At 45.2% G+C, this 21,353-nt stretch carries 12 protein-coding genes, 1 tRNA gene and 1 pseudogene; 8 read left to right on the top strand and 6 right to left on the bottom strand.

Annotation, left to right across the window (positions count from 1 at the left end; genetic code table 11):
• Window positions 1-349: 349 nt before the first annotated feature.
• From EXN75_RS01485 to aat, 5 genes are all read left to right on the top strand, one after another.
• Entirely contained in the window at window positions 350-1,690 is a 1,341-nt protein-coding gene (locus EXN75_RS01485; protein WP_118119204.1) for an ATP-binding protein, read from the top strand.
• Window positions 1,691-1,840: 150 nt separating this feature from the next.
• Window positions 1,841-2,347 (top strand): flavin reductase family protein, encoded by a 507-nt coding sequence (locus EXN75_RS01480; RefSeq protein WP_134842522.1) that lies wholly within the window; start codon window positions 1,841-1,843, stop codon window positions 2,345-2,347.
• Between the two features lie 14 nt (window positions 2,348-2,361).
• The gene (locus tag EXN75_RS01475; protein ID WP_118119195.1) at window positions 2,362-2,664 is read left to right on the top strand and encodes an ATP-dependent Clp protease adaptor ClpS; all 303 of its coding nucleotides are present in this window, start codon (window positions 2,362-2,364) and stop codon (window positions 2,662-2,664) included.
• A 78-nt stretch (window positions 2,665-2,742) separates the two neighbouring features.
• Window positions 2,743-5,001, top strand: a complete 2,259-nt coding sequence (locus tag EXN75_RS01470; protein WP_408005911.1) for an AAA family ATPase — start codon at window positions 2,743-2,745, stop codon at window positions 4,999-5,001.
• 24 nt (window positions 5,002-5,025) lie between these two features.
• Window positions 5,026-5,691 (top strand): leucyl/phenylalanyl-tRNA--protein transferase, encoded by a 666-nt coding sequence (gene aat, locus EXN75_RS01465; RefSeq protein WP_134842520.1) that lies wholly within the window; start codon window positions 5,026-5,028, stop codon window positions 5,689-5,691.
• 136 nt (window positions 5,692-5,827) lie between these two features.
• On the opposite strand, the gene pafA is transcribed toward aat, so the two are convergent.
• The 3 genes from pafA to EXN75_RS01450 form a co-directional block, all read right to left on the bottom strand.
• Window positions 5,828-7,435, bottom strand: coding sequence for an alkaline phosphatase PafA (pafA, locus tag EXN75_RS01460; RefSeq protein WP_134842519.1), 1,608 nt, complete (start codon window positions 7,433-7,435; stop codon window positions 5,828-5,830).
• Between the two features lie 653 nt (window positions 7,436-8,088).
• Window positions 8,089-9,672 carry an ATP-binding protein gene (locus EXN75_RS01455; protein WP_134842518.1) on the bottom strand — a complete coding sequence of 528 codons (1,584 nt, stop codon included), beginning with the start codon at window positions 9,670-9,672 and terminating at the stop codon, window positions 8,089-8,091.
• 192 nt (window positions 9,673-9,864) lie between these two features.
• Window positions 9,865-9,938, bottom strand: a tRNA-Ile gene (locus EXN75_RS01450).
• Between the two features lie 172 nt (window positions 9,939-10,110).
• Here EXN75_RS01450 and EXN75_RS01445 point away from each other — a divergent pair.
• From EXN75_RS01445 to EXN75_RS01435, 3 genes are read left to right on the top strand one after another with little or no spacing between them, the layout of a single operon-like run.
• A complete protein-coding gene (locus EXN75_RS01445) occupies window positions 10,111-12,750 on the top strand; it encodes a calcium-translocating P-type ATPase, PMCA-type (protein ID WP_134842517.1) in 2,640 nt (879 codons plus the stop codon).
• 18 nt (window positions 12,751-12,768) lie between these two features.
• Window positions 12,769-13,719, top strand: coding sequence for a bifunctional riboflavin kinase/FAD synthetase (locus EXN75_RS01440; RefSeq protein ID WP_134842516.1), 951 nt, complete (start codon window positions 12,769-12,771; stop codon window positions 13,717-13,719).
• Entirely contained in the window at window positions 13,706-14,554 is an 849-nt protein-coding gene (locus EXN75_RS01435; protein WP_134842515.1) for a CPBP family intramembrane glutamic endopeptidase, read from the top strand. Before EXN75_RS01440 ends, EXN75_RS01435 begins: the two co-directional genes overlap by 14 nt.
• Before the next feature lie 120 nt (window positions 14,555-14,674).
• Here the strand turns inward: EXN75_RS01435 and EXN75_RS01430 are convergent, their stop codons facing one another.
• The 3 genes and pseudogenes from EXN75_RS01430 to EXN75_RS01420 form a co-directional block, all read right to left on the bottom strand.
• Window positions 14,675-16,093 carry a glycosyl hydrolase family 28 protein gene (locus EXN75_RS01430; RefSeq protein ID WP_134842514.1) on the bottom strand — a complete coding sequence of 473 codons (1,419 nt, stop codon included), beginning with the start codon at window positions 16,091-16,093 and terminating at the stop codon, window positions 14,675-14,677.
• Between the two features lie 141 nt (window positions 16,094-16,234).
• Window positions 16,235-17,251: pseudogene (locus EXN75_RS01425) on the bottom strand (glycoside hydrolase family 43 protein); the annotation flags it as partial.
• 269 nt (window positions 17,252-17,520) lie between these two features.
• Window positions 17,521-21,243, bottom strand: coding sequence for a LamG domain-containing protein (locus EXN75_RS01420; protein ID WP_134842513.1), 3,723 nt, complete (start codon window positions 21,241-21,243; stop codon window positions 17,521-17,523).
• Between the last annotated feature and the right edge of the window lie 110 nt (window positions 21,244-21,353).

The following is a 21,353-nucleotide window of genomic DNA, read 5'->3' as shown; positions in this document are numbered from 1 at the left end:
CCATACAAATTGGGGATAGGGTAGCAAACCCGATGCTGCGTCGTTATTCTTTTCTTTCTGTTTCTTACTTCACGTTTTGGTTATTACTTAGGCTTTGCTCCTTTATTTGTTGAGGTGCCACAAGCCCCTTATCATTGGCAAAATTAAGAAAAATATTCTATACTTCCAAACTTTTCGGCATAAACCATGGAAAAATGTTGAAAATATCTCTCGGAAAGCAATGGATTTTCGGATAAAAATACTATCTTTGCAGCGTGTTAAAGTTGGAAAAGTGGCAGAATTTGCTCGAAATATGGTTGGAAAAGCTCCATAATTCTGCCAGATAATGGTTGGAAAAAGTAACAAGAATATGCTTAATAGAAAGATATACTGTTATTTACGTAATTTCTTCGAGACGGAGAAGAAGGCTCTTCTTATTTCTGGTGCTCGTCAAGTTGGCAAGACATTCGCTATCCGCAAGGTTGGAAAAGAATGTTTTGCAGATGTCGTGGAAGTGAATTTCCTTAATAGTCCTGAGTGTAGGAAAGCTTTCAAGACACCTACGGACGCAAAGGAAATTCTATTGCGTCTCTCGGCTCTGACTGAGAAGAAACTTGTTCCCGGGAACACGCTTATCTTTTTTGATGAAGTACAAGAATGCCCTGAGATGGTGACGGCCATTAAGTTTTTGGTGGATGAGGGCAGTTATCGCTATGTGATGAGTGGCTCATTATTAGGGGTAGAGTTGAAAGATATTCGAAGTGTGCCAGTTGGCTATATGGCAGAGAAAGAAATGTTTCCGCTTGACTTTGAGGAGTTTGCCGAGGCTGTGGGGATGAGTGCTGATGTGATGAAATATGTGAAAGAGTGTTATGAACAACGCAAAGTGGTGGATGAGGTGGTGCATGACAAAATGAATGACCTCGTTAGGCTCTATCTTATCATTGGCGGAATGCCTGAGGCCGTTCAGAAATATATTGTAACCAACAATTTGCAAGTGGTTAGAGAGGCGCAAAGAGCTATCTTGCATCTTTATGGAAAGGACATCGCTAAGTATGACCCTAAGAACAAGTTGTATATCAAAGACATCTTTGACTTGATTCCTTCGGAGTTGAATGCCAAGAATAAACGGTTTATCTTGAAAGCATTGAATGAAAAGGCAAAGTTTGAACGTTACAAGAACTCTTTCTTGTGGCTTGCCGATGCTGGCGTAGCTCTGCCTACATATAATGTAGAAGAACCACGCTTGCCTTTGAAGCTAGGTGAGCAAAGAAATTTGTTTAAGTTATTTCTGAGTGATGTGGGGTTGTTGGCGAGTCAATATGCTGCCAATATAGCCATTGACTTGCTTACTGGCAAGTCAGAAATCAATTATGGTTCCATCTATGAGAATTTTGCAGCCCAAGAACTTCGTGCTCATGGTTATGCTCTTTACTACTTTAATAATAAAAAGCAAGGTGAGCTGGATTTTGTGGTGGAGGATAAGGGAAAGGTGCTGCCAATAGAAATCAAGTCTGGTAAGGATTATAAGCGACATAATGCACTTTCTAATGTGATGGGTAATGAGGAGTATGATATTCCTCATGCTATCGTGTTCTCCAATGGCAATGTTGAGGTCGTCGGCAGGATTCTCTATTATCCGATTTATATGTTAATGTACCTTCAACCCGAAATGTTGGCGGAACCGATATTTAAGTTTAGTCCTATCTAAATATAGAGGAAGAAAAAATCCTCAGAAAGCAATGGACTTTCGGATAAAAATACTATCTTTGCATTAACTTCTGAGGAAAATGGCATGGATATTGCTCATCTACCCCTATAATTTATAATTAAACAAGGTATATAAGAAAGGAATAAGCAAATGGAAAAGTTTGATGTTAAAACGCTCAATGATAACGTGTTCGAGACTATCGGCAAGGAATGGATCTTGGTGGCTGCAGGCAACAAGGATAAGTTTAATATGATGACTGCTTCTTGGGGATGCCTCGGATGGTTGTGGAACAAGCCTGTGGCTGTCATCTTTATTCGCCCAGAACGTTATACTCATGGGTTGATAGAGGAAAATGAATACTTGACACTCTCTTTCCTCGGTAAGAACGAGGAGGCTCGCAAGATTTATAATTTCTGTGGTTCTAAGAGTGGACGTGACTTCGATAAGGCGAAGGAGACTGGTTTGACACCTGTGGCAACCGACAACGGAAGCATTGCTTTCGAGAAGGCTCGCATGACCTTCGAGTGCCGTAAGCTCTTCAAGGATACAATGACTGCTGAGAAATTTCTCGACAAGAGTCTCTTGCAATGGTATGGAGAGAAAGGTGGATTCCACGATGTCTATGTGGTGGAAATCGTAAATGCCTATACTAAATAACAATAAACGAAACAATGGCTCAAGAACAAACAGCAATTCGAGAACGTCAGAAGACCCGATTAAAGGAACCAAGACGTTATGTGGTGATGATGTTTAATGACGACTTCACACCGATGGATTTTGTGGTGGACATCCTTCAGTCCATCTTCTTCAAGTCGGCTGAAGAGGCAGAAACAATCATGCTCAAGGTACATCATGAAGAAAAAGCCGTGGTGGGAACTTATAGCTATGATATTGCCAAGAGCAAGGTGGAGAAAGCCATGGAGCGGTCTCGCTCACAAAAGTATCCGCTGAAGCTTACTTACATGCCAGAATAAGTAAAACAAAATGTGGGAAATTCCCACCTAAAAAGAAAGGAAGTTATTACGATGGATAGTATGGGATTGACCCGATATATGAGTGCCTTGATGGATGATGCTCTCAAGCAAGCGCGATTCTTCGACCATGAGTTTATCATGCCGGAGCACTTGCTCTTGGCACTCTTGCGACAGTTCTCTTTCTGTCAGGCTCTTCAGGAGGAAAACGTGGACTGTTTGAAAATGCATGAGGATTTGGTGAATTGGCTTGCCAAACAGGAGCGGGTTCCTTCAACAATTAAATATTTGCCAGAACCTTCATCTCTTTTCAAGACGATGTTTGGTACAGCTTGTGCCCTGGCGGTGACTGCAGATAGAAAACTGGTTCACGTGACTCATTTCGTGCAGGCGATGTTAGGGCTGCAAAATTCAGAGGCAGCATTCCTGTTGGGAAAGGCTATTGGCGACAGACAGGGAGAATTCCTTGCCAGCGTAGATAGCTTTTACCCTCTTGAGGGTGATGCTTCTGATACAGGTATCATGTCAGATGAAATGGACGATGAGTATGATGATGATTATGACGAAGAAGGGCGTAATATGCCGGATGACTGGCACCAGCTTGTAACTTGTATCTCCAGAAAAGTGGATGAACATAATCCGCTCATCGGAAGAGAGCAGGAACTGGATCGTACCATCCAGGTGCTTTGCCGTGCAGAGAAGAATAATCCTTTGCATATTGGTGAACCGGGAGTAGGAAAGACGGCTTTGGTCTATGGGCTTGCCAAACTTATCAATGAAGATAAGGTGCCTGATCGTCTGAAAGGTGCCCGCATCTACAGCATGGACATCGGACAGATGTTGGCTGGTGCCCAATATCGTGGTGATTTTGAGAAACGCATCAAGCTGGTCATGGCTGGTGCAGCCAATGAAGGTAATGTCATCATCTATATTGATGAGATTCATAATATCATTGGTGCCGGACGTGGTTCTGACGGCAGTCTGGATGCTTCCAATATGCTCAAGCAGTATCTGGAGGCTGGTGACATCCGCTTTATCGGCTCTACTACTTACGAGGAGTACAACCGCTATATGTCTAAGAGCAAGAGTATTACCCGCAGATTCCAGCAGATAGACATCAAGGAACCTTCTGAGGAGGAGACTATCAAGATATTGGAGGGATTGCAATATAAGTATAATAAGTATCATGGCGTGACTTACCGCAAGGATGCATTAGAGTATGCTGTGCGTGCCAGTGCCAAATACATCAGCAACCGCTGTCTGCCTGATAAGGCCATCGACCTCATCGACGAGGCGGGTGCTTATCTGGAGGTGCATCCTGTGGAATATCGCCAGCGTTCTTACGTTACCAAGGCGATTATCCAACAGATTCTTACCAAGGTTTGTAAGATTGACGCAGCTGCCATCAAGGATGAGGACAACGATGCTTTGGCAACGCTCCAGCAGCGTATGATCGACAAGATTTATGGTCAGGATAAGGCGGTAGATAAGGTGGTTGAGGCTGTGATGATGGCAAAGGCAGGCTTGATAGATGATGACAAACCATTGGCTTCGCTCCTCTTTGTGGGACCTACCGGAGTGGGAAAAACCGAGGTGGCAAGACAGTTGGCTAAGGAACTCGGCATAGAGTTGGTACGCTTTGATATGAGTGAATATACCGAGAAGCATACCGTGGCTAAACTCATCGGTTCGCCTGCCGGATACGTGGGTTATGAAGATGGAGGTCTCCTGACCGATGCCATCCGCAAGACGCCAAACTGTGTACTCCTGCTCGATGAGATAGAGAAGGCGCATAGCGATATCTATAACATCCTGCTCCAGGTGATGGATTATGCCCGATTAACCGATAATAAGGGACAGAAGGCTGATTTCCGTAATGTGATTCTCATCATGACCTCAAATGCTGGAGCTCAGTATGCTTCACAGTCAAATGTAGGTTTCAACAGTAATGTTTCCCGTGGTGATGCGATGCTTGCACAGGTGAAGAAAACCTTTAAGCCTGAGTTTATCAACCGTCTGTCTGATATGGTGGTGTTCAATGATATGGATAAGCACATGGCAGAGTTGATTCTCCATAAGAAACTGCGTCAGCTTGATGAGAAGTTGGCTGCCAAAGGTGTGAGTCTTAGTCTGACGGATACTGCTTTCGAGCAGATGCTGAAGTGGGGCTTTACCAAGGAGTATGGTGCCCGTGAGATGGACCGCGTCATCGGAAATCGTCTGAAACCGCTTTTAGTGAAGGCTTTGCTCTTCGGTAAGTTGAAGAAGGGCGGTCAGGGTATCGTTGACTTTGACGGCAAGGAACTCATCATCAAGGATGTTCGTCCTTTAAAGAAATAATGCTAAAGACTATAGTTTTGAGTTATGATATTTCAGATAGATGATACTGCTGATGAGATTTACTTCCCAGATCCCCATCTTGGCGAATCAGACGGATGCTTTGCTGTGGGCGGTGATTTGAGTATAGACCGCCTGCTGTTAGCTTATAGCAATGGCATTTTCCCTTGGTACAGTTTTAGAGACCAGGAGGAGCCATTATGGTTTTGTCCGATGAAGAGATTTGTCATCTTTCCCGATGAAATCCATGTGAGCCATTCGATGCGGACGCTCATGAATAAGAACAGGTATTCTGTGGGCATCAACGAGGCTTTCGATCAGGTAATCATGGAATGCGCTAAAAGCAATCACCGCAACGAGGAGGATGGCGCCTGGTTGGGCATGGACATCATACAGGCTTATACCAATCTCCATGAACAGGGGTTTGCTGCAAGTGTAGAGGTTTGGGACAAGGAGACTGATGAACTGGTAGGTGGTCTTTATGGAGTAACCATCGGAAAGGTCTTCATTGGTGAGAGTATGTTCTCAAAGGTTCCGTCAGCCTCCAAACTTGCCCTCATCTTCTTAGCTCGCTTTATGAAAGAACATGGAGGAAGAATGATAGACTGTCAGCTGGAAACTGCTCATCTCAAGTCGATGGGTGGCAGATATATTTCCTACGAGGAATATATGAAAATCATGAATGATGATTAGGGAAATCATGCATGAAAGAATACAATCATGCATGAAGCATAAAAGAGTTTCTCTTTTGAATAGAAAATAATAAAGGTTAGCTTCCCGATTCTGGGGAACCTAACCTTTATTTATTATCCAGCTTTTTGCTTTTTATTTAGAATATCGGTGTGCCGATGCAGCCGTTAGGTGCCTGGATATGAAGCAGGGCACATACGGTTGGTGCGATGTCGGTCATGTAGCATGGCTTGGTACTGGCTCCATGCTGGATGCCCCATCCCATGAATACCAAAGGAATGTGGGTGTCATAGCCATTCCATGCGCCGTGGGTGGTTCCCTTCATTCCGTTGCTGTAGTAGGCAGGCTTCAGGATAACTTGTACGCCACCGCTGCGCTCACGGTTGTAGCCGTTGATGATGCGATATTTGATTTCCTCAGGGATGCTCTCGATGGATGCTTTTTCCATATCGCAAGCATACTGCACTCGCTTGTCTTTTTTCAGTCGGTTCACCACCTCTTGCTTGATGGCATTGTAGTCGAGGGAGAGGGAATCTATCTTCTGGGTGTCGAAGAACACCTGATAGTTGGATACCCAAGTCACGAGATTGCCTGCTGAAGGATACTTTGCCTTGAGCATCTCGTTCAAGTCCTTCTGGGCTGTCTTGGTGTTCCAGTCGCCAGCAGGGATGCGGCGGTCGAGCAAGAACTGGGCATTGTTCATGCCACCATGGTCGGCACTGAGGAACACAGTGTAATTGCCTTTGCCCACCTTTTGATCGAGATAGTTGAAGAAATCTGCGAAGTCTTTGTCCAAGCGGATGTAAGTGTCTTCTATCTCTACGGCGTTAGGTCCTACCTGATGACCGATGACATCGGTGCAGGAACAACTCACGGCAAGGAAGTCGGTCTCATTCCCACCGCCAAGGTTCTCGCCTGCGATCGCCGCCTTTGCCATTTCCAGAGTGTAGCTGTTGCCGAAAGGAGTGCTGCGGAGGATGTCGTAACCATATTTCTTGTATAAGGCAGGGAGGTCGAGTGGAAGCACTGGCTTAACGCCTGGCTTCACTTCCCTTTCATAGTTGGTGTCGTCGGCAGTGCTCTGCTTGTAGGTGTCGATAGGATAGAGGGTGTTCCATTTTTCAGAGAGATACTTCTTAGGTAAGTTCTGTCTGTTGAAGTTGCTCACCCATGCAGGCAACTTGTCCATGTAGAAACTGCTGGTGATAAATTTGCCTACCTCTGGGTCGTACCAGTAGGCACCATTGGCATGATGACCAGCAGGGAGGATGGCGGCACGGTCTTTGATGGCAACGCCGATGACCTTGCTGCGGTCGTTGGTGGCGATGCGAAGCTCATCGCCGATGGTGGTACACCACATGTTGCGAGGTGACTCCAAGCCAGCCTTACCATTGGAGCCTACAGGCTTCACGGAGTTGTCCTCAGTGCAGTATGTCTTCTTGCCATCCTTCATGAAGTTATTGCCGGCAATGCCGTGGAGGGAAGGTACGGAACCTGTATAGATGGAGGTATGACCGATGGCGGTGACGGAAGGGATATAAGGGATGCGGCAGTTCTCGTAGCTGAATCCCTCGTTCAGCAATCGCTTGAAGCCTCCCTCGCAATAACGGTCTTGGTATCGATAGAGATAATCCCAACGCATTTGGTCAACCACCAGTCCTACAACCAATTTTGGTCGTGCTGGTTGTGCTTGTGTGATGCCACAGAAGGCGCAAAGCACGAAGATAAGTTTAAAGAATTTGTTCATAATCTTCTTCACTTGATAATATTGTAATATGTTTTAAATTCGCTTGCAAAGGTACGATTAATTTGTTACAAAACCATGAAAAGCAGAGAAAAATCGTGTTTCGAGACGCATCGCTGCAGGTTAGTGAACATCGGCTGCCTATAGAGATGTTTTTGTTTGCATAGGGTGTAAAATTGCCCAAGCAGAGGGCAAAAGATAGTTCATTTATTGTAAAAGTTTTTGTACTTTACAATAGCATAGTTTAATGATACAATATAATGATGAAACAAACTTTTATATTTCTGTTCTTCCTGTTGGCGGCAAGAGTTCGCAGTCTTGAAATGGAGTGTAATTTACTGATTTTCAGTAATATAACTGGTAAAAAATCCACATGATCTAACGATGCGCTTGTTTAGTACCTAACGATGCGCATCATTAACACCTAACGATGCGCATCATTAGACCTTAATAAAGCGCATCGTTAGAGTTCGTACTTGCACTTCTTTAGAGGAAATGGAACTTAAATATATATTTGTTAATAAAAATGTTTAATTTTTGGGTCACTTGCAAAAGCGTGTGGATGTGCTATACTAAAATTTGTTTAACTTATGCAGAAGCAGCTTTTGAGCAAGAACCCAGTGACCCCTCTTGTTAAGTATGACTATGCTGTTGCTTCATTCTTCATTTACCATCTCCCAATCCAAAATGCCTTTGCCTTCTTCGTTTAGTTCTATGCCTAAGCCTACTACCTCTCGCTTGTCGGCCTTGAAAGGCTCCAGGTATTGGCGGTCTTGAATTTGCTTAATGGCAGCTTCCTTGCCTCCATTGTTTCTTAACTTCAGTTCTATTATATAGATGTGATGAGTTGTTTTGACAACGAGGTCGATTCTGCCAGTAGAAAGCATGTGCTCTACTTCCACCTTCAAACCGATGGCATTCAAGATGGTACTGATGATCAGTCGGTAACGCTCTTCCATATCCATGGATGCCAACTTCTTGTTGCTGTAAGGCACATCGGCAACCAATGCTTTAAGCACTTTCATCGCCTTGTCTAACTCTTTGTATTCAAGATATTGGTACAACTGCGCTTGCAGAGATTGTGTATCAGCCTCTTGTCGCATGGTCAATGCAGGCAGTACGCATTCGTATAGCGCCTGTTTTACCTCTTCATTTGGGAAGCCTAAGTGATAGACATTTCCTACGCACGATTTGATGGTGAGATAACCTGATTGATATAAGAAGAGTTCTGGTCCTCCACCAGTAACATCGGAAGTTTCCAAGGTGTTGCGGAGAATCATGGAATCCTCAAAATCAGGTAGGCGCAACTCTGCATCCTTAATGAACTTCGTCAGCATGGATGTGGCTCCCGATGATGCCCAATAACTGTTGAGATCCTGGGTATCAAGCGCATTGATAAGGCTGAAAGGATTGTAGATGTCAACCATGTTTCGGCGACTGAAATGGTAACCGTCGTAGTAGTCCTTCAGCTTGTCGTGGGTTTCTTGCAAAGTCCATCCGTTCACCTCTGCCATTTTTTCAAGTTCAGGCTTGAAGTTCTCTTTTATCTCCTCCTCAGTAATGCCGCAGATGGCTGCATATTCTGGTAGGAAACTGATGTTGGTTAAATTGTTGAGCACGGAGAAAAGGGAAATCTGCGTAAACTTGGTGATGCCCGTGATAAAGACCAGACGCTCGTATTCATCATCTGCCTTTAAAATGGCAAAGACTTCACGATATACCTCGGTGCATGCTTCGTGTTCCGGTGTTTTCCAAGAGTGCTGGAGTGGAGAATCATATTCGTCGATGAGGATGGCAACCTTCAAGCCCGTCTGTTTGTATGCCGTCGTAATGATGGCATCAAAGCGGTCGGCAAGTTGGGTGGTAGGGTCAGGAGTGATGGCATACTTCTCCTCGTAGTATCCGAATCGCAGATTCAGGTACGAACGCAAGGTTTCTACATTGGCTCCTCCACGGCTCATGTCGAGTCGAATCACAGGATATGCTTTCCAATCCTTCTCCAAGTCCATGATTTTGAGTCCTTCGAAGAGTTCCTTTCTTCCTTCGAAGTAATATTGGAGCGTATCAACGAGCACAGACTTTCCGAATCGGCGAGGGCGGCTCAAGTAATTATACTTTAGACCTTTGTTCGCCAAATTCCAAACCATGTCAGTCTTATCAACATAGAGATACCCTTCCTCTCTGATGATATAGAAAGATTGTATGCCTGTAGGCAGCTTTCTGTATTCCTTGTTTGCCATAATCCTTTCTCCTATTTGTATGGCGCAAAGATACGGCAAATAATTGAAACCACCAAATTTTGAAAGAGGAATTACGGTGTTGCTTTTTGAAGATGCATTCTTTCTGCAAGCTTGAATTCGTAGTTTCAAACATGTTTTCTAAAACGAAAAAAGCAGTTAAGCGATTTCTGCTTAACTGCTTGATTTTCAGAGTGGACCAGCTAGGGCTTGAACCTAGGACCTCCAGATTATGAGTCTGTTGCTCTAACCAACTGAGCTACAAGTCCGGGAATTTTATTCAAATTCGAGTGCAAAGATAATAGAATTTGAGCAAATAACCAAATAAAATCTTAAAAATTTTCTTAGAATCAGAAAAATAACGTATCTTTGCACCCAATATGTGCGTGCGTACGTGTATGTGCATGACCAATATATACAAAGAAGAATTTCTATTTAGAAATGGACATAGACAAAAACAAAAGAATCGGTCTTACCGACGAACAAGTAAAACAGAGTAGGGAGCAACATGGACGTAATGTCCTTACTCCTCCTCAACGTACATCATTATGGAAATTGTATTTGGATAAGTATCGCGACCCGATTATCCAAATACTTCTTGTGGCAGCGTTCATATCCCTCATCCTTGCTTTTATCGAAAAGAATTACATGGAGACCATCGGTATCTTCGTGGCAGTTTTTCTTGCCACAACCGTAGGCTTCTATTTTGAGCGTGATGCGGCAAAGAAGTTTAATTTGCTTACGGCGCTCAGCGAAGAACAGCCGGTGAAGGTGCGCCGCAATGGTAAGGTGATGGAGATTCCCCGTCACGATGTGGTGGTGGGAGATGTGGTGCTCGTGGAAGTGGGCGACGAGGTGCCTGCCGATGGCGAGCTCATCGTCTGCAACGACCTGCAGATGAATGAATCTACCCTTACGGGCGAACCCGTTACCGAAAAATCTCTGGAGGGCGGTGGTGATGGAGCCTATCCTCGCAACGTCATCCTCCGTTCTACCATGGTGATGAATGGTAGGGGCGAGTTCGTGGTTACTGCCGTGGGCGATGCTACCGAGATTGGTAAGGTGGCGAAGAAATCTACCGAACAGACTTCGGTAGAGACACCGCTTCACATGCAGCTCGATAAGTTGGCAAAGATGATTTCCAAGGTAGGCTCCGTGGTATCTGTGGCAGCCTTCTTCATCTTCCTGATTCATGATATTCTCACCAATCCAGCCTGGGGCGGTAAGGATTATTTCTATATGGCAGAAATCGTGCTGAAATACTTCATGATGGCTGTTACCCTGATTGTGATGGCGGTGCCTGAGGGATTGCCGATGGCGATTACCCTTTCTCTGGCACTCAACATGCGAAGAATGCTGAAGTCGAACAATCTGGTGCGCAAGCTCCATGCCTGCGAAACCATGGGTGCCGTTACCGTAATCTGTACCGATAAAACCGGTACGCTTACCCAGAACAAGATGCAGGTGAGCGCCCTGGAACTCAAGCTGGGCGATGAGGCGCTGCTCGATACTGCCATCGCCCTCAACTCTACAGCCGAATTGAATGACGGCAAACCTATCGGAAACCCTACCGAGTCGGCTCTCCTGCTTTGGCTCGATGCCCAGGGCAAGGATTATGAAGAACTCCGCAGGCAGGTAAACGTGCTCAAGCAGTTGCCTTTCTCTACCGAGAGAAAGATGATGGCAACCTTGGCAGAAGTTGATGGCGAGACCTATCTCTTCGTGAAGGGTGCGCCTGAAATCGTGATGAAGAAATGCATCATCGAAGATAGAATGCTGAGACAGTCAGCCGAAGAACTCGATGAGTGGCAGCATAAGGCTATGAGAACCCTGGCGTTCGCCTATAAGAAGGTAGAAACTTCTATCATGAGAACTTCCAGAACCTCTACTGCCGAAGTGATAGCACTTCTCGATGCCAACGACCTTCAGCTGCAGGCCATTGCAGCCATTACCGATCCTATCCGTCCTGATGTTCCTGCTGCCGTGCAGGAGTGCCGCCATGCGGGTATCGAGGTGAAGGTGGTTACGGGTGATACGGCTGCCACCGCCTTGGAGATCGGTAAGCAGATAGGTGTCTTCGAAGATGAACCTGAGAATATTGGAGCAGATGGCTCCCTGACTTCGCTCGACCAGCAGATGATTACGGGCGAAGAGTGGGAGGCTCTTTCTGATGATGAGGCTTACGAACGGGCGAAGGATATCCGCGTGATGAGCCGTGCCCGTCCTACCGATAAGCAGCGACTGGTGGCTATGCTCCAGAAGCGTGGCGAGGTGGTTGCCGTAACAGGCGACGGTACCAACGATGCTCCGGCGCTTCACTATGCCCATGTGGGTTTGTCATTAGGTTCGGGTACTTCCGTGGCAAAAGAGGCTTCGGATATGACCCTGCTTGATGATTCTTTCAAATCTATCGCCAACGCCGTGATGTGGGGACGTTCGCTCTATCGCAACCTGCAGCGCTTCCTCTTCTTCCAATTGGTAGTAAACGTGGCAGCCCTCCTGCTGGTGTTGGGCGGCTCTGTCATCGGAACCGAGATGCCGTTGACGGTAACCCAGATTCTCTGGGTGAACCTTATCATGGATACCTTTGCAGCCCTGGCACTCGCCTCATTGCCTCCATCTCACGAGGTGATGAAGGAGAAGCCACGCAAGGCATCTGATTTCATCATCAACAAGAGCATCGGTTTCGGCATTCTGTTCTGCGGCATCGTCTTCTTCCTCGTGATGTTTGCCCTGTTGGTTTACTGCGAGCGCAGAGGCAAGGGTGGAGTAGATGTGCATGAGCTGACCATGTTCTTCACCACCTTCGTGATGATCCAGTTCTGGAACCTCTTCAATGACAAGGCGCTGATGAGTCATCACACCGCATTCTGCCATTTCCTGAAGGATAAGGGAATGATCTTAGTGCTTGTTCTTGTCTTAGTGGGCCAGTGGATCATCGTAACCTTCGGTGGCGAAATGTTCCGCACTACACCTTTGTCACTTCACGAGTGGCTGCTCATTATCGGTTCAACCTCTGTTGTGCTTTGGGCGGGCGAGCTGTGGAGAGCATTCAAGAGAATGATAGCTAAGAGAAGATAATCCAATGATTAAGATAGAATGAATACTATACATTACAACGAAACTGTACAATTGCAGCCTTGCGTGGCAACTATCGGTTTCTTCGACGGGGTGCATCGTGGACATCAGTTCCTGATCCGTCATCTTGTAGAAACCGCCAGTCAGGAGGGTTTGCAATCCACCATCATTACTTTCGATGAACATCCCCGTAAGGTGCTGCAGAGTGATTATCAGCCGGAGATGTTGAGTACGCTCGATTCAAAACTTCTCCTCCTTTCAAAAACAGAGGTGGATAATGCTGTTGTCTTGCATTTCGATAAGGCGATGGCTGCCATGTCAGCGCGCGAGTTTATGCAGAAGATACTCAATGACCATCTCCATGTTAGGAAACTGTTCATCGGTTATGATCATCGTTTTGGTCATAACCGTTCTGAGACTTTCGAGGATTACGTGCGCTACGGCAAAGAACTGGGTATTGAGGTCATCAAAAACGATGCCTTCCGGATAGATGACATCAATATTTCTTCCTCTGTCATCCGTTCCTTCCTGAAAGAAGGTGAAATAGAGATGGCCAACCAGTGTCTGGGTTATCCTTATACCATTATCGGTAAAGTAGTGAATGGTTATCATGAGGGAAGAAAACTCGGATTTCCGACTGCCAATTTGGACATCTCGCATTTCGGGCAGTTGATTCCTGCCACAGGAGTTTATGCCGTAAAGGTTCGTATGGAGAACTCTATGACTTGGAAACAGGGCATGATGAATGTGGGCAACCGACCAACTTTTAATGGCAAGCAGATTACGCTGGAAACGCATATCTTCAATTTCGAGGGTGATATCTACGACCAACTGCTGCTTGTCTGCTTCATCAAGCGAATCCGTGGCGAACAGAAATTTGATAGTCCTGAGGAATTGGCAGAACAGTTGAAGGAAGATGAAAAAACAGTAGTGGAATTTTTAAATAAGGAGATTGATAATGGCAAAGATTAATTTTAAAAAAGGTCTGACAGACATAGTTTTATACATTATTATATTTATAGTCGTACAGATATTTCTGACTTATGCTGGAGCAGGCATTTGGGCTGCTGTCAAGGGCGAAGGTTATCAGGCAACTCTTCTTGCTATGGGTACGGGAAATAATGCCATCCTGACGGCGCTGACTACGGTATTCAGTAATGTCATCACCCTCATCATTTTCCTGAAGGCTAAATGGACTCCCCTTACCCGTAACTATCTGCAGTCAAAGCCTTGGATCAGTCTGTTGTGGGTCGCTTTGTTTACTCTGGGCGCTATCATTCCATTGGAGTTTGTCTATGAGCAGATTGGTGTCGAGATGGATGCGGATACCGAACGGGTGTTTGCTTCGCTGATGAAGGAGCCTTGGGGCTATGTAGCGATTGGTATATTGGCACCTCTGGCAGAGGAAATCGTGTTCCGTGGCGCTATCCTCCGTACTTTGCTTGATATGGTAAGCAAGAAGAATCATTGGGTTGCCATCTTCATTTCTGCAGCTGCGTTTGGCTTGATACATGGCAATAAGGCGCAGTTTATTAATGCCCTCCTGATGGGCTTGCTTTTGGGATGGATGTATTATCGCACCAAAAGTCTTGTTCCGGGCATTCTGATGCATTGGGTGAACAATACGATGGCTTATGTCTTGAATAATCTCATGCCACAGAGCGATGGTAAACTCATCGACCTCTTCCATGGCGATGAGAAGACTGTATATTACGCTGTAGGTTTCTCGCTCTGTATCATGATACCAAGTTTTATCCAGATGATCTTGAGGCTTCAGAAACCGAAAAATGTTCCTGCTAAATTCTGAAAAGAGGGAATCATAACTAAATAGAAAGTTTTCAATAAAATACGATATAGGAAAAAGGCTGCTCCAAAAATGGTGCAGCCTTTTTTGATTATTGAATAATCAGTATTATAAAAGATAAAATTATTTGCTGAAACTTATGTTGTCCACGTGGTCGTTTACGTAGATATTCGCCATATCTGCGGTCTTGTACCACTTTGGCTTCCCCGGCATGTCATCCGAAATCACCTTGCCGTTGATGGTGAAGTTCTCGAAACGAATGTTCTTCACTTTGCGGCTCTCGTCGTAACCGGCGATGATGCTCATGTTAGGAGCTTCTCCAGTGTAGGCGATGTTGCGCAGGGTGATGTCCTCGATGCCACGTCCTGGGGCAGAACAGTACTTCTTGTTGAAGCATACGCGCATGTTGAAGAGCATACCCTTGCGGATATTGTCGATGCGGAAGTTCTGGAAGGTAACGCCCATTACCAGGATGTTGTCGCCATTGTTGATGCCGATGCAGCCCTGATAGTCTATCTGGTTCTCGGCATGCTCCAGGATGTCAATGTTATCATAGAGCACGTTGGTGATGTCTTCGTTTTCTGGAGTCTCGCTGTGCAAGCCTATCATGATAGGATGAGCCACGTCTGCCCACATCACAAAGTCCTTGATGATAATGTTCCTGCAACCGCCATGATAGTTCTTGCGGGTGCAGTAGATGGTGGAACAGTCGTCGCTTGTACGTGCAAAGAGATGCTCCTGATACACGTTGTTGCTGGCAAAGATGTTGAATCCGTCGCCCCAACCATACCAGCTCAGCACCTTGGCATTCTTCACGGTTACGGAATCGCTGCCGCCGATAGGCAACTGGGTGGTGAGAGGTCCGTCGATATACACATTCTTGGAATATCTCACCATGATACCCTCATGTCTTCCTGGCATGACGATGCCGTGACCGAGAATCTTGACGTCTTTTGAACCATAGGTGGATAACCACCCCTTGATGACGGCTCCGTTGTCAATAAAGACAGTCTTGCCTGATGCAATGTGAATAGAATCGCCCTTGAAATCGTGAACGCCCGGGCCGAAATACATCAGATCTTTTTTCTTTTTTACCTTAGGCTTTTCTAATACGTTGTCTGCGAAGATTTGGAGATTCTGGTAGATGTTGCCGTTGATTTCTACGGAGAGGTAGCGAGGACGGTTGAGAGAGAATGTCAACGTGTTGCCCTCCTGCTTAGCCTCTATTCCGTAGGAATTCGGACGGATCTTGAAACTCTTGATATCCTGAACAATACTCTTTACTTGAATTTCAACTTTACCTTCGAATTCAAACTTAGCTACGGATGTGACCTCTACATTGTGCTTGGCATCAGCCACCCTATCCACCTTGAAGGCGTAGGTATCGATGTCTTTCCAATCTCCTCCATTGACACGTGCTTGCACTTGAAAGTCTTTCTTTAGTTCAATGCCTGCTGGTGCCTTGCTCACTACCAGACGGTCCTTGGCGATGGCAGAGAGAGTCATGATGCAGAGAGCTAATGTTATTAATGTCTTATTCATAAAATGATCTTGTTTTTGATGATTCTTTATTATTATACGAATATAAGACTTAATATACTGATGGAAAATGCAAAGAGATTGCGATTTATCAGTTGTTTCAAGTAAATGTCTTGCTCATTTTTAGGGCAAAGTTTATTTGATTTACTTTGCCAGTTTGTTGTAGTCTAGTCCCCATTGCTTGGCAAGCTTCTTGGCTTCTTTCTTGGTCAGGTGAACCACGGCTCCATGCTTCGGTTGGGTGAAGTTGGTGGAGAACATCACGCCGCCCTCGTTGAAACGTCCCAACTGCTTGAAGTGCTCGAAGTCAGAGGTCTCCTCGAAACCGAAATTGTGTACCTTTCTGCCATAGTTGTCGTACATCAGAACCCACTTATCTTCGCCGATTCGCTTCCATACGGTAGGAGCTTCGCAGGCTGTAGGTTCTTCGTCTATCCAGGCAGGGTTGTATTGCCAGCCAGCGTTAATCTTGTCAGAGGTTGCCTGCTTGATGCCTGGAGTCCCGTCGTGGGCTACGTAGAAGAGATGGTATTTGCCCTGCGCATAACAGATGTCGCCGTCAATGGCTGTCTTGTTTTCGATAGGATATTCGAATAGGAGTTGAGGCTCCGTCTCTATCTTGTCGAAATCATCGTTCACATACATATAGTAGAGACGGTTTCGTTCGTTCTTGTAGCGCATGGTGAGATAGATCATGAGTTTCTTGGCTATAGGGTCGTAGATGGTTTCCGGTGCCCAGGCACAACCTATTTCTGCAAACTTAGGAGAGAGGTCGGTGATGTTGACAATCTTGTGGGTCCAGTGTATCAGATCCCATGACTTCATCAGTACGAGTCCCTTATTGTTTCCCCATCCGTAGGTCTTTCCGTCTCGTTCCCATTCCGTAGCTCGTTTTCCTTCTCTCTGTGCGAAGATGTGGAGGTCGGTCATGGCGAGATAGAAGGCTCTATCTGGCCCACGGTAGATGTGAGGATCACGGATACCCTTCTGGGTTGCGATGGTATCGCCGGCAATGACGGGGTGGGCATCGTTGAGAGCTGTAAAGTGGTAACCGTCTCTACTCATCGCCATGTACAAACCATGGGTATCATCACGGTGGAAAACCATGAGGTAGGCAGTTAGGTCTTTCTCTTTAGGAAACGATTTGGCAAAGCCTGTGCTTGGCATAGCTAATGCAAGGGCAAGCAGGGGAAGTTTGAAGTAATTTCTCATTATTATAGTTGTTTATTGATTTTGTTGGTTTAATTATTTTGCAAAGATAATACTTTTCACGCGAACATGGGTGTTCTTTTTATGATTTTATGTAAAAAGACCGTGAATTACATAAAAATGAAGCCAGCTTCATCTGTCAATGAAACCGGCTTCGCCATTGGATGAAATAGGCTTCATAGCTGATCGAAGCTTACTTCATGTATTGAGTATCTAAAATTCTATCTTTTTATCACCTTTTTGATGATTACCTTACCTGTATTGTCAGTTGACTTCTGGATATACACACCCTTAGTTTTGCCATGGGTCTGTACGCCAGATACGGTGTAGTATTGTGTATTAATGTTTTCACCCTTTTCTGATACTCCTATGTTTGTAATACCTGTAGGGAGTTCTTCATCCTTGACCGGTATGAATACAAATGGGAATTGAGTCAGACCGGCTGTTCCCTTTGTTTCCAGAACACCATTCTCATTTGCTTTCCAGTATTCTTCTTTGGTAAGGGTTCTGACTGCAACATGATCAGAACCAATCAGACCACGGATGTAGTATGGGAAATAGGCTTTTTTAGCCATTTTGGTCGCATTCAGATATGGAGTGTTACCACCTATCAGACAAGAGAAATTATACTTAGGAGTCTTGGTGGTTGCTCCCTTTACTTCAGCAATCCATACCTGAGAAGCATCGTAACGTCCGTCTTCTTTTACCAGTGGAGTAAATGATGGCATGGTTTCACCTTGATTCTTATAGGTAAGATAGGCATCGTTTTCCACATCGTAGATGGCATATTTACCAGCTTCCAGAACTACATACTTCTCGTTCATGACCATCACATGATAGGTCAGCTTCTGGTCGAAGTTCTCACCTGTGATGTACAGCGTGTAGTCTCCGCTGGTCAGTCCTTCTGTCAGATCCAGATATTTACCTTCGGTACCATTGCTCCATGTATATTTGACATTGACAATATTTTCTGGTGCATTAGCATAGAGTACGAGAGCGTCTCCCTGATTGACAATCAGGTCCAGAGAATCTGAAACCAGACGGTTGTTCAGCAGCGCACAAGGCTGCAATCCTTTGACATGGATGCGGAAAGTAATCGTCTGAGCCAATCCGCCCTGGTTGATAAACTGACCCTTGATTTCTTTATCCGAGATTAAGGATGAAAGGGTTATGGAAGTACCTGTTTGTCCTGTGCTCCATTTGCCGTCTCCCCAACCGCTGGCGCCGGCGACATTGAGAGTAACATTGCTTCCACAAGGTACAACAGCTTCTGTAGCACCGACCCATGTGTCATTGCAGTAGATAGAACTGCTTATTGTGGTAGGAGTACAATCTGCATTTACTGCAATAGAGAACATCTGCTCGCTTTTAATGCCGTTTTCATTGGTATATGTGGCACGATAAATGAAACTCTTGTCTGTAGTGACTGTGATGTCTTTGGTTGTCTCACCTGTATTCCAACTCCAGTTACCAGTATCCACAACACCTTCAGGAAGTTGAGGCATCAATTTGACTGTTTTGCCTTTTGGAAGGGCGGTATTTACATTGATGATGTAATTGTTTTCCAGTCCACCTAATTCATTATGATCGATAATCTTTCCATCATATTCCATCTTTGGAGTCAATAAGGTAGGTCTGTGCTGCTCGTCGGCAATACCATCGTAAGTACAAGTCAAAACGGAGTATCCCATGTGGTCGTAAGGACCGCTTACTGCTCCTGTCGGCCCACCATCTATTCCCATCTTCTCTAATGCGATTTCCGAGAAAGGCATCTTTACGCCCTTTACTCCTTCGTAATGTCCGATGACACGTGCCCAGTATGGGCGCATCTCTCCGCGACTACCTCCATTAGGTCCACCTTGTACCCATGCTTGATGCCATGCAGAGTGACAGTCTGTATAATGGTAGTTGACCCATGGCAGATCGTCTCTTCCGTCAAAGTTGTATGCCGCTTGGAATTCAATACCAGCAGCGATTCGGTTGTCGTGATAGGAGTAGAGGTCATCACCTTGATTCCATGCCGTCTGGCAGATATCAACGGCAAGACCTGCTGCCATTTGGGCATGTCCTTGGTCACGACCGGTTTCCTGCATCTGACCTACCTTTCCGTATGCACCTGTTTCTCCTGCATATTCTGCAACATGAGGCACGAGATTATCTATATATTCATTCAGTCCTCCGTTGTACTTGTCTGTCTCTGTATTCTCAGGTGCCCATGGCCAAGGATAGTTGGCTTTAGCCAGCTCTGCCTGATCGTACTTGTAGTAAGACATTGCCTGGTTATAGATAAAGACATCGTCGCATAGAATACCTACAGACATCAGGGCGAGTGTGTTGCAAAGTCCCCAGTTGCTCCAGTAATGGCCAGGTCGTTGACCTCCATGAGTTGCATCATAGCGCCAGTTGCGCCAGGTATCATTGCGGGAACGCTGGAATCTCATGATAGTGGGATACCAGAGATCCAGCATCCATCTTTTGAATGTCTCGAAATCCTTGGCTTTCCATCCTTCGTAGTCACGCATCAATTCTGCAGCTTGTGCAAATTCATATCCATAAAGACCTCCTGCAAGAGCGAAGTTACTGTCGCCACCGATACCTTTGCAGGTGTTGGCCCAAGCCATCAATACATCAACGGCATGTTTGGCGCACGCTTCATTTCCTTCTATCTTCCAACGGAGTGCATTCTGATAAGCGATGGTTGCACCACGGGCAGCATTGATATAATTCTGACCAGAGCTACCGCCACGGATGATGGTTTCTACTGGCCATGTTGCACAGGTGGGTTGTGCAAATTCTGCATTCTTCAAGATGTTATAAGCCTTGGTCACCTTCTCATTACCGGCAGCCAGTTGTGCCTTGATGCGTTCGAAGTCAGCATTGGTATGTAGTCCTCCTGGATGACGGAAGCCACGGCTTGAATCATAGGCTGGCATCAGTTCAGTATCTGTGAAAATCATTCCTTGTGTAGCTTTCACGTTTTGGATAGCTGCCTTCAGGTCTGCCACATATTCGTCTATCACGAATTGTGACAGAGTTTCTTTCTCGCTCTTAGCCTTAATGAGTTCGTAGGTGTCTGAAAGCATGGCTACTGCATCAGCAGTATAGATACTGATATCACCATTGATGAGTGTAGAAGCTTCTTTTAAAGTTGTGTTCAGCGTAGTCAGATTGCCTTGTGTGCCGTGACGGAATTCGTTATCGTAGTCATCAGCAGCTAAAGCCAATTGGGTCACTTCGCTTCCTGTCAGTGCTCCGTCATAAATACGGATATCTGCCACCTTGGTGTTTTTTAAATATACATCATTATCAAAAGGAGAGCGGCCTATCCAGTTGTATTTAGGCGCTTCTGTACCAAATATTTCTGATATCTTATTGCTTGTTGCGCTCGCCTTCTTCTGACCATTTACATAGAGTGTTCCTTCTGTGCCCTTTTGCACATAGACTACGTTTACCCAATTTCCTTTTTGGGAAACCTGTGTGGCATTGACACTTTTCTCGCTGCCATATCCTGCTGCTGAAGAACCCACTCGCTGGGTATTGAGCGTATAGAAATAGTAGCAACCTTCAGTTTGGGTACATGCAGGATTATTACTGAAAGTAAATAGGAAGTTACCCAAGCCAGTAATGTCTTGGTTCGCATTTACGTAATAATACATACTGATGGAGAAGTCGCTGCATCCAGCCAATACTTTTCCTGTACCTTCGCCCATGTCAAAATATCCATTTTCCGACCCCAGGTTCAGTACATGATATTTTCCCATTGTTTCCACTTTGGCGTTATTCATCAAAGTGCCAACAATGTTTCCCCCGGAAATGACTTCTTTGACATTTCCGCCAGTTGCATTTTCAAAGTTGAAATGCAACTTGAGATTTGCACCATCTGCCCACATTCCTAAGACATTGAGCAAAGCTGCAAAAACGACGAGTAATCGATTTTTTTTCATATAGTTTATGTTTTTAATTTATTTTTGTTTTCTTATTCTTTGTTTCCTTATACAAATAAGTACATGCTGATTACTTATTATAAACGATTTTTTTGATGTTTTATGGTGAA

The organism is Segatella hominis (assembly GCF_004535825.1).
Lineage (GTDB): Bacteria > Bacteroidota > Bacteroidia > Bacteroidales > Bacteroidaceae > Prevotella > Prevotella hominis.
The sequence above is the reverse complement of the archived record's forward strand: the minus strand, read 5'-3'. Positions and strand labels throughout refer to the sequence as shown.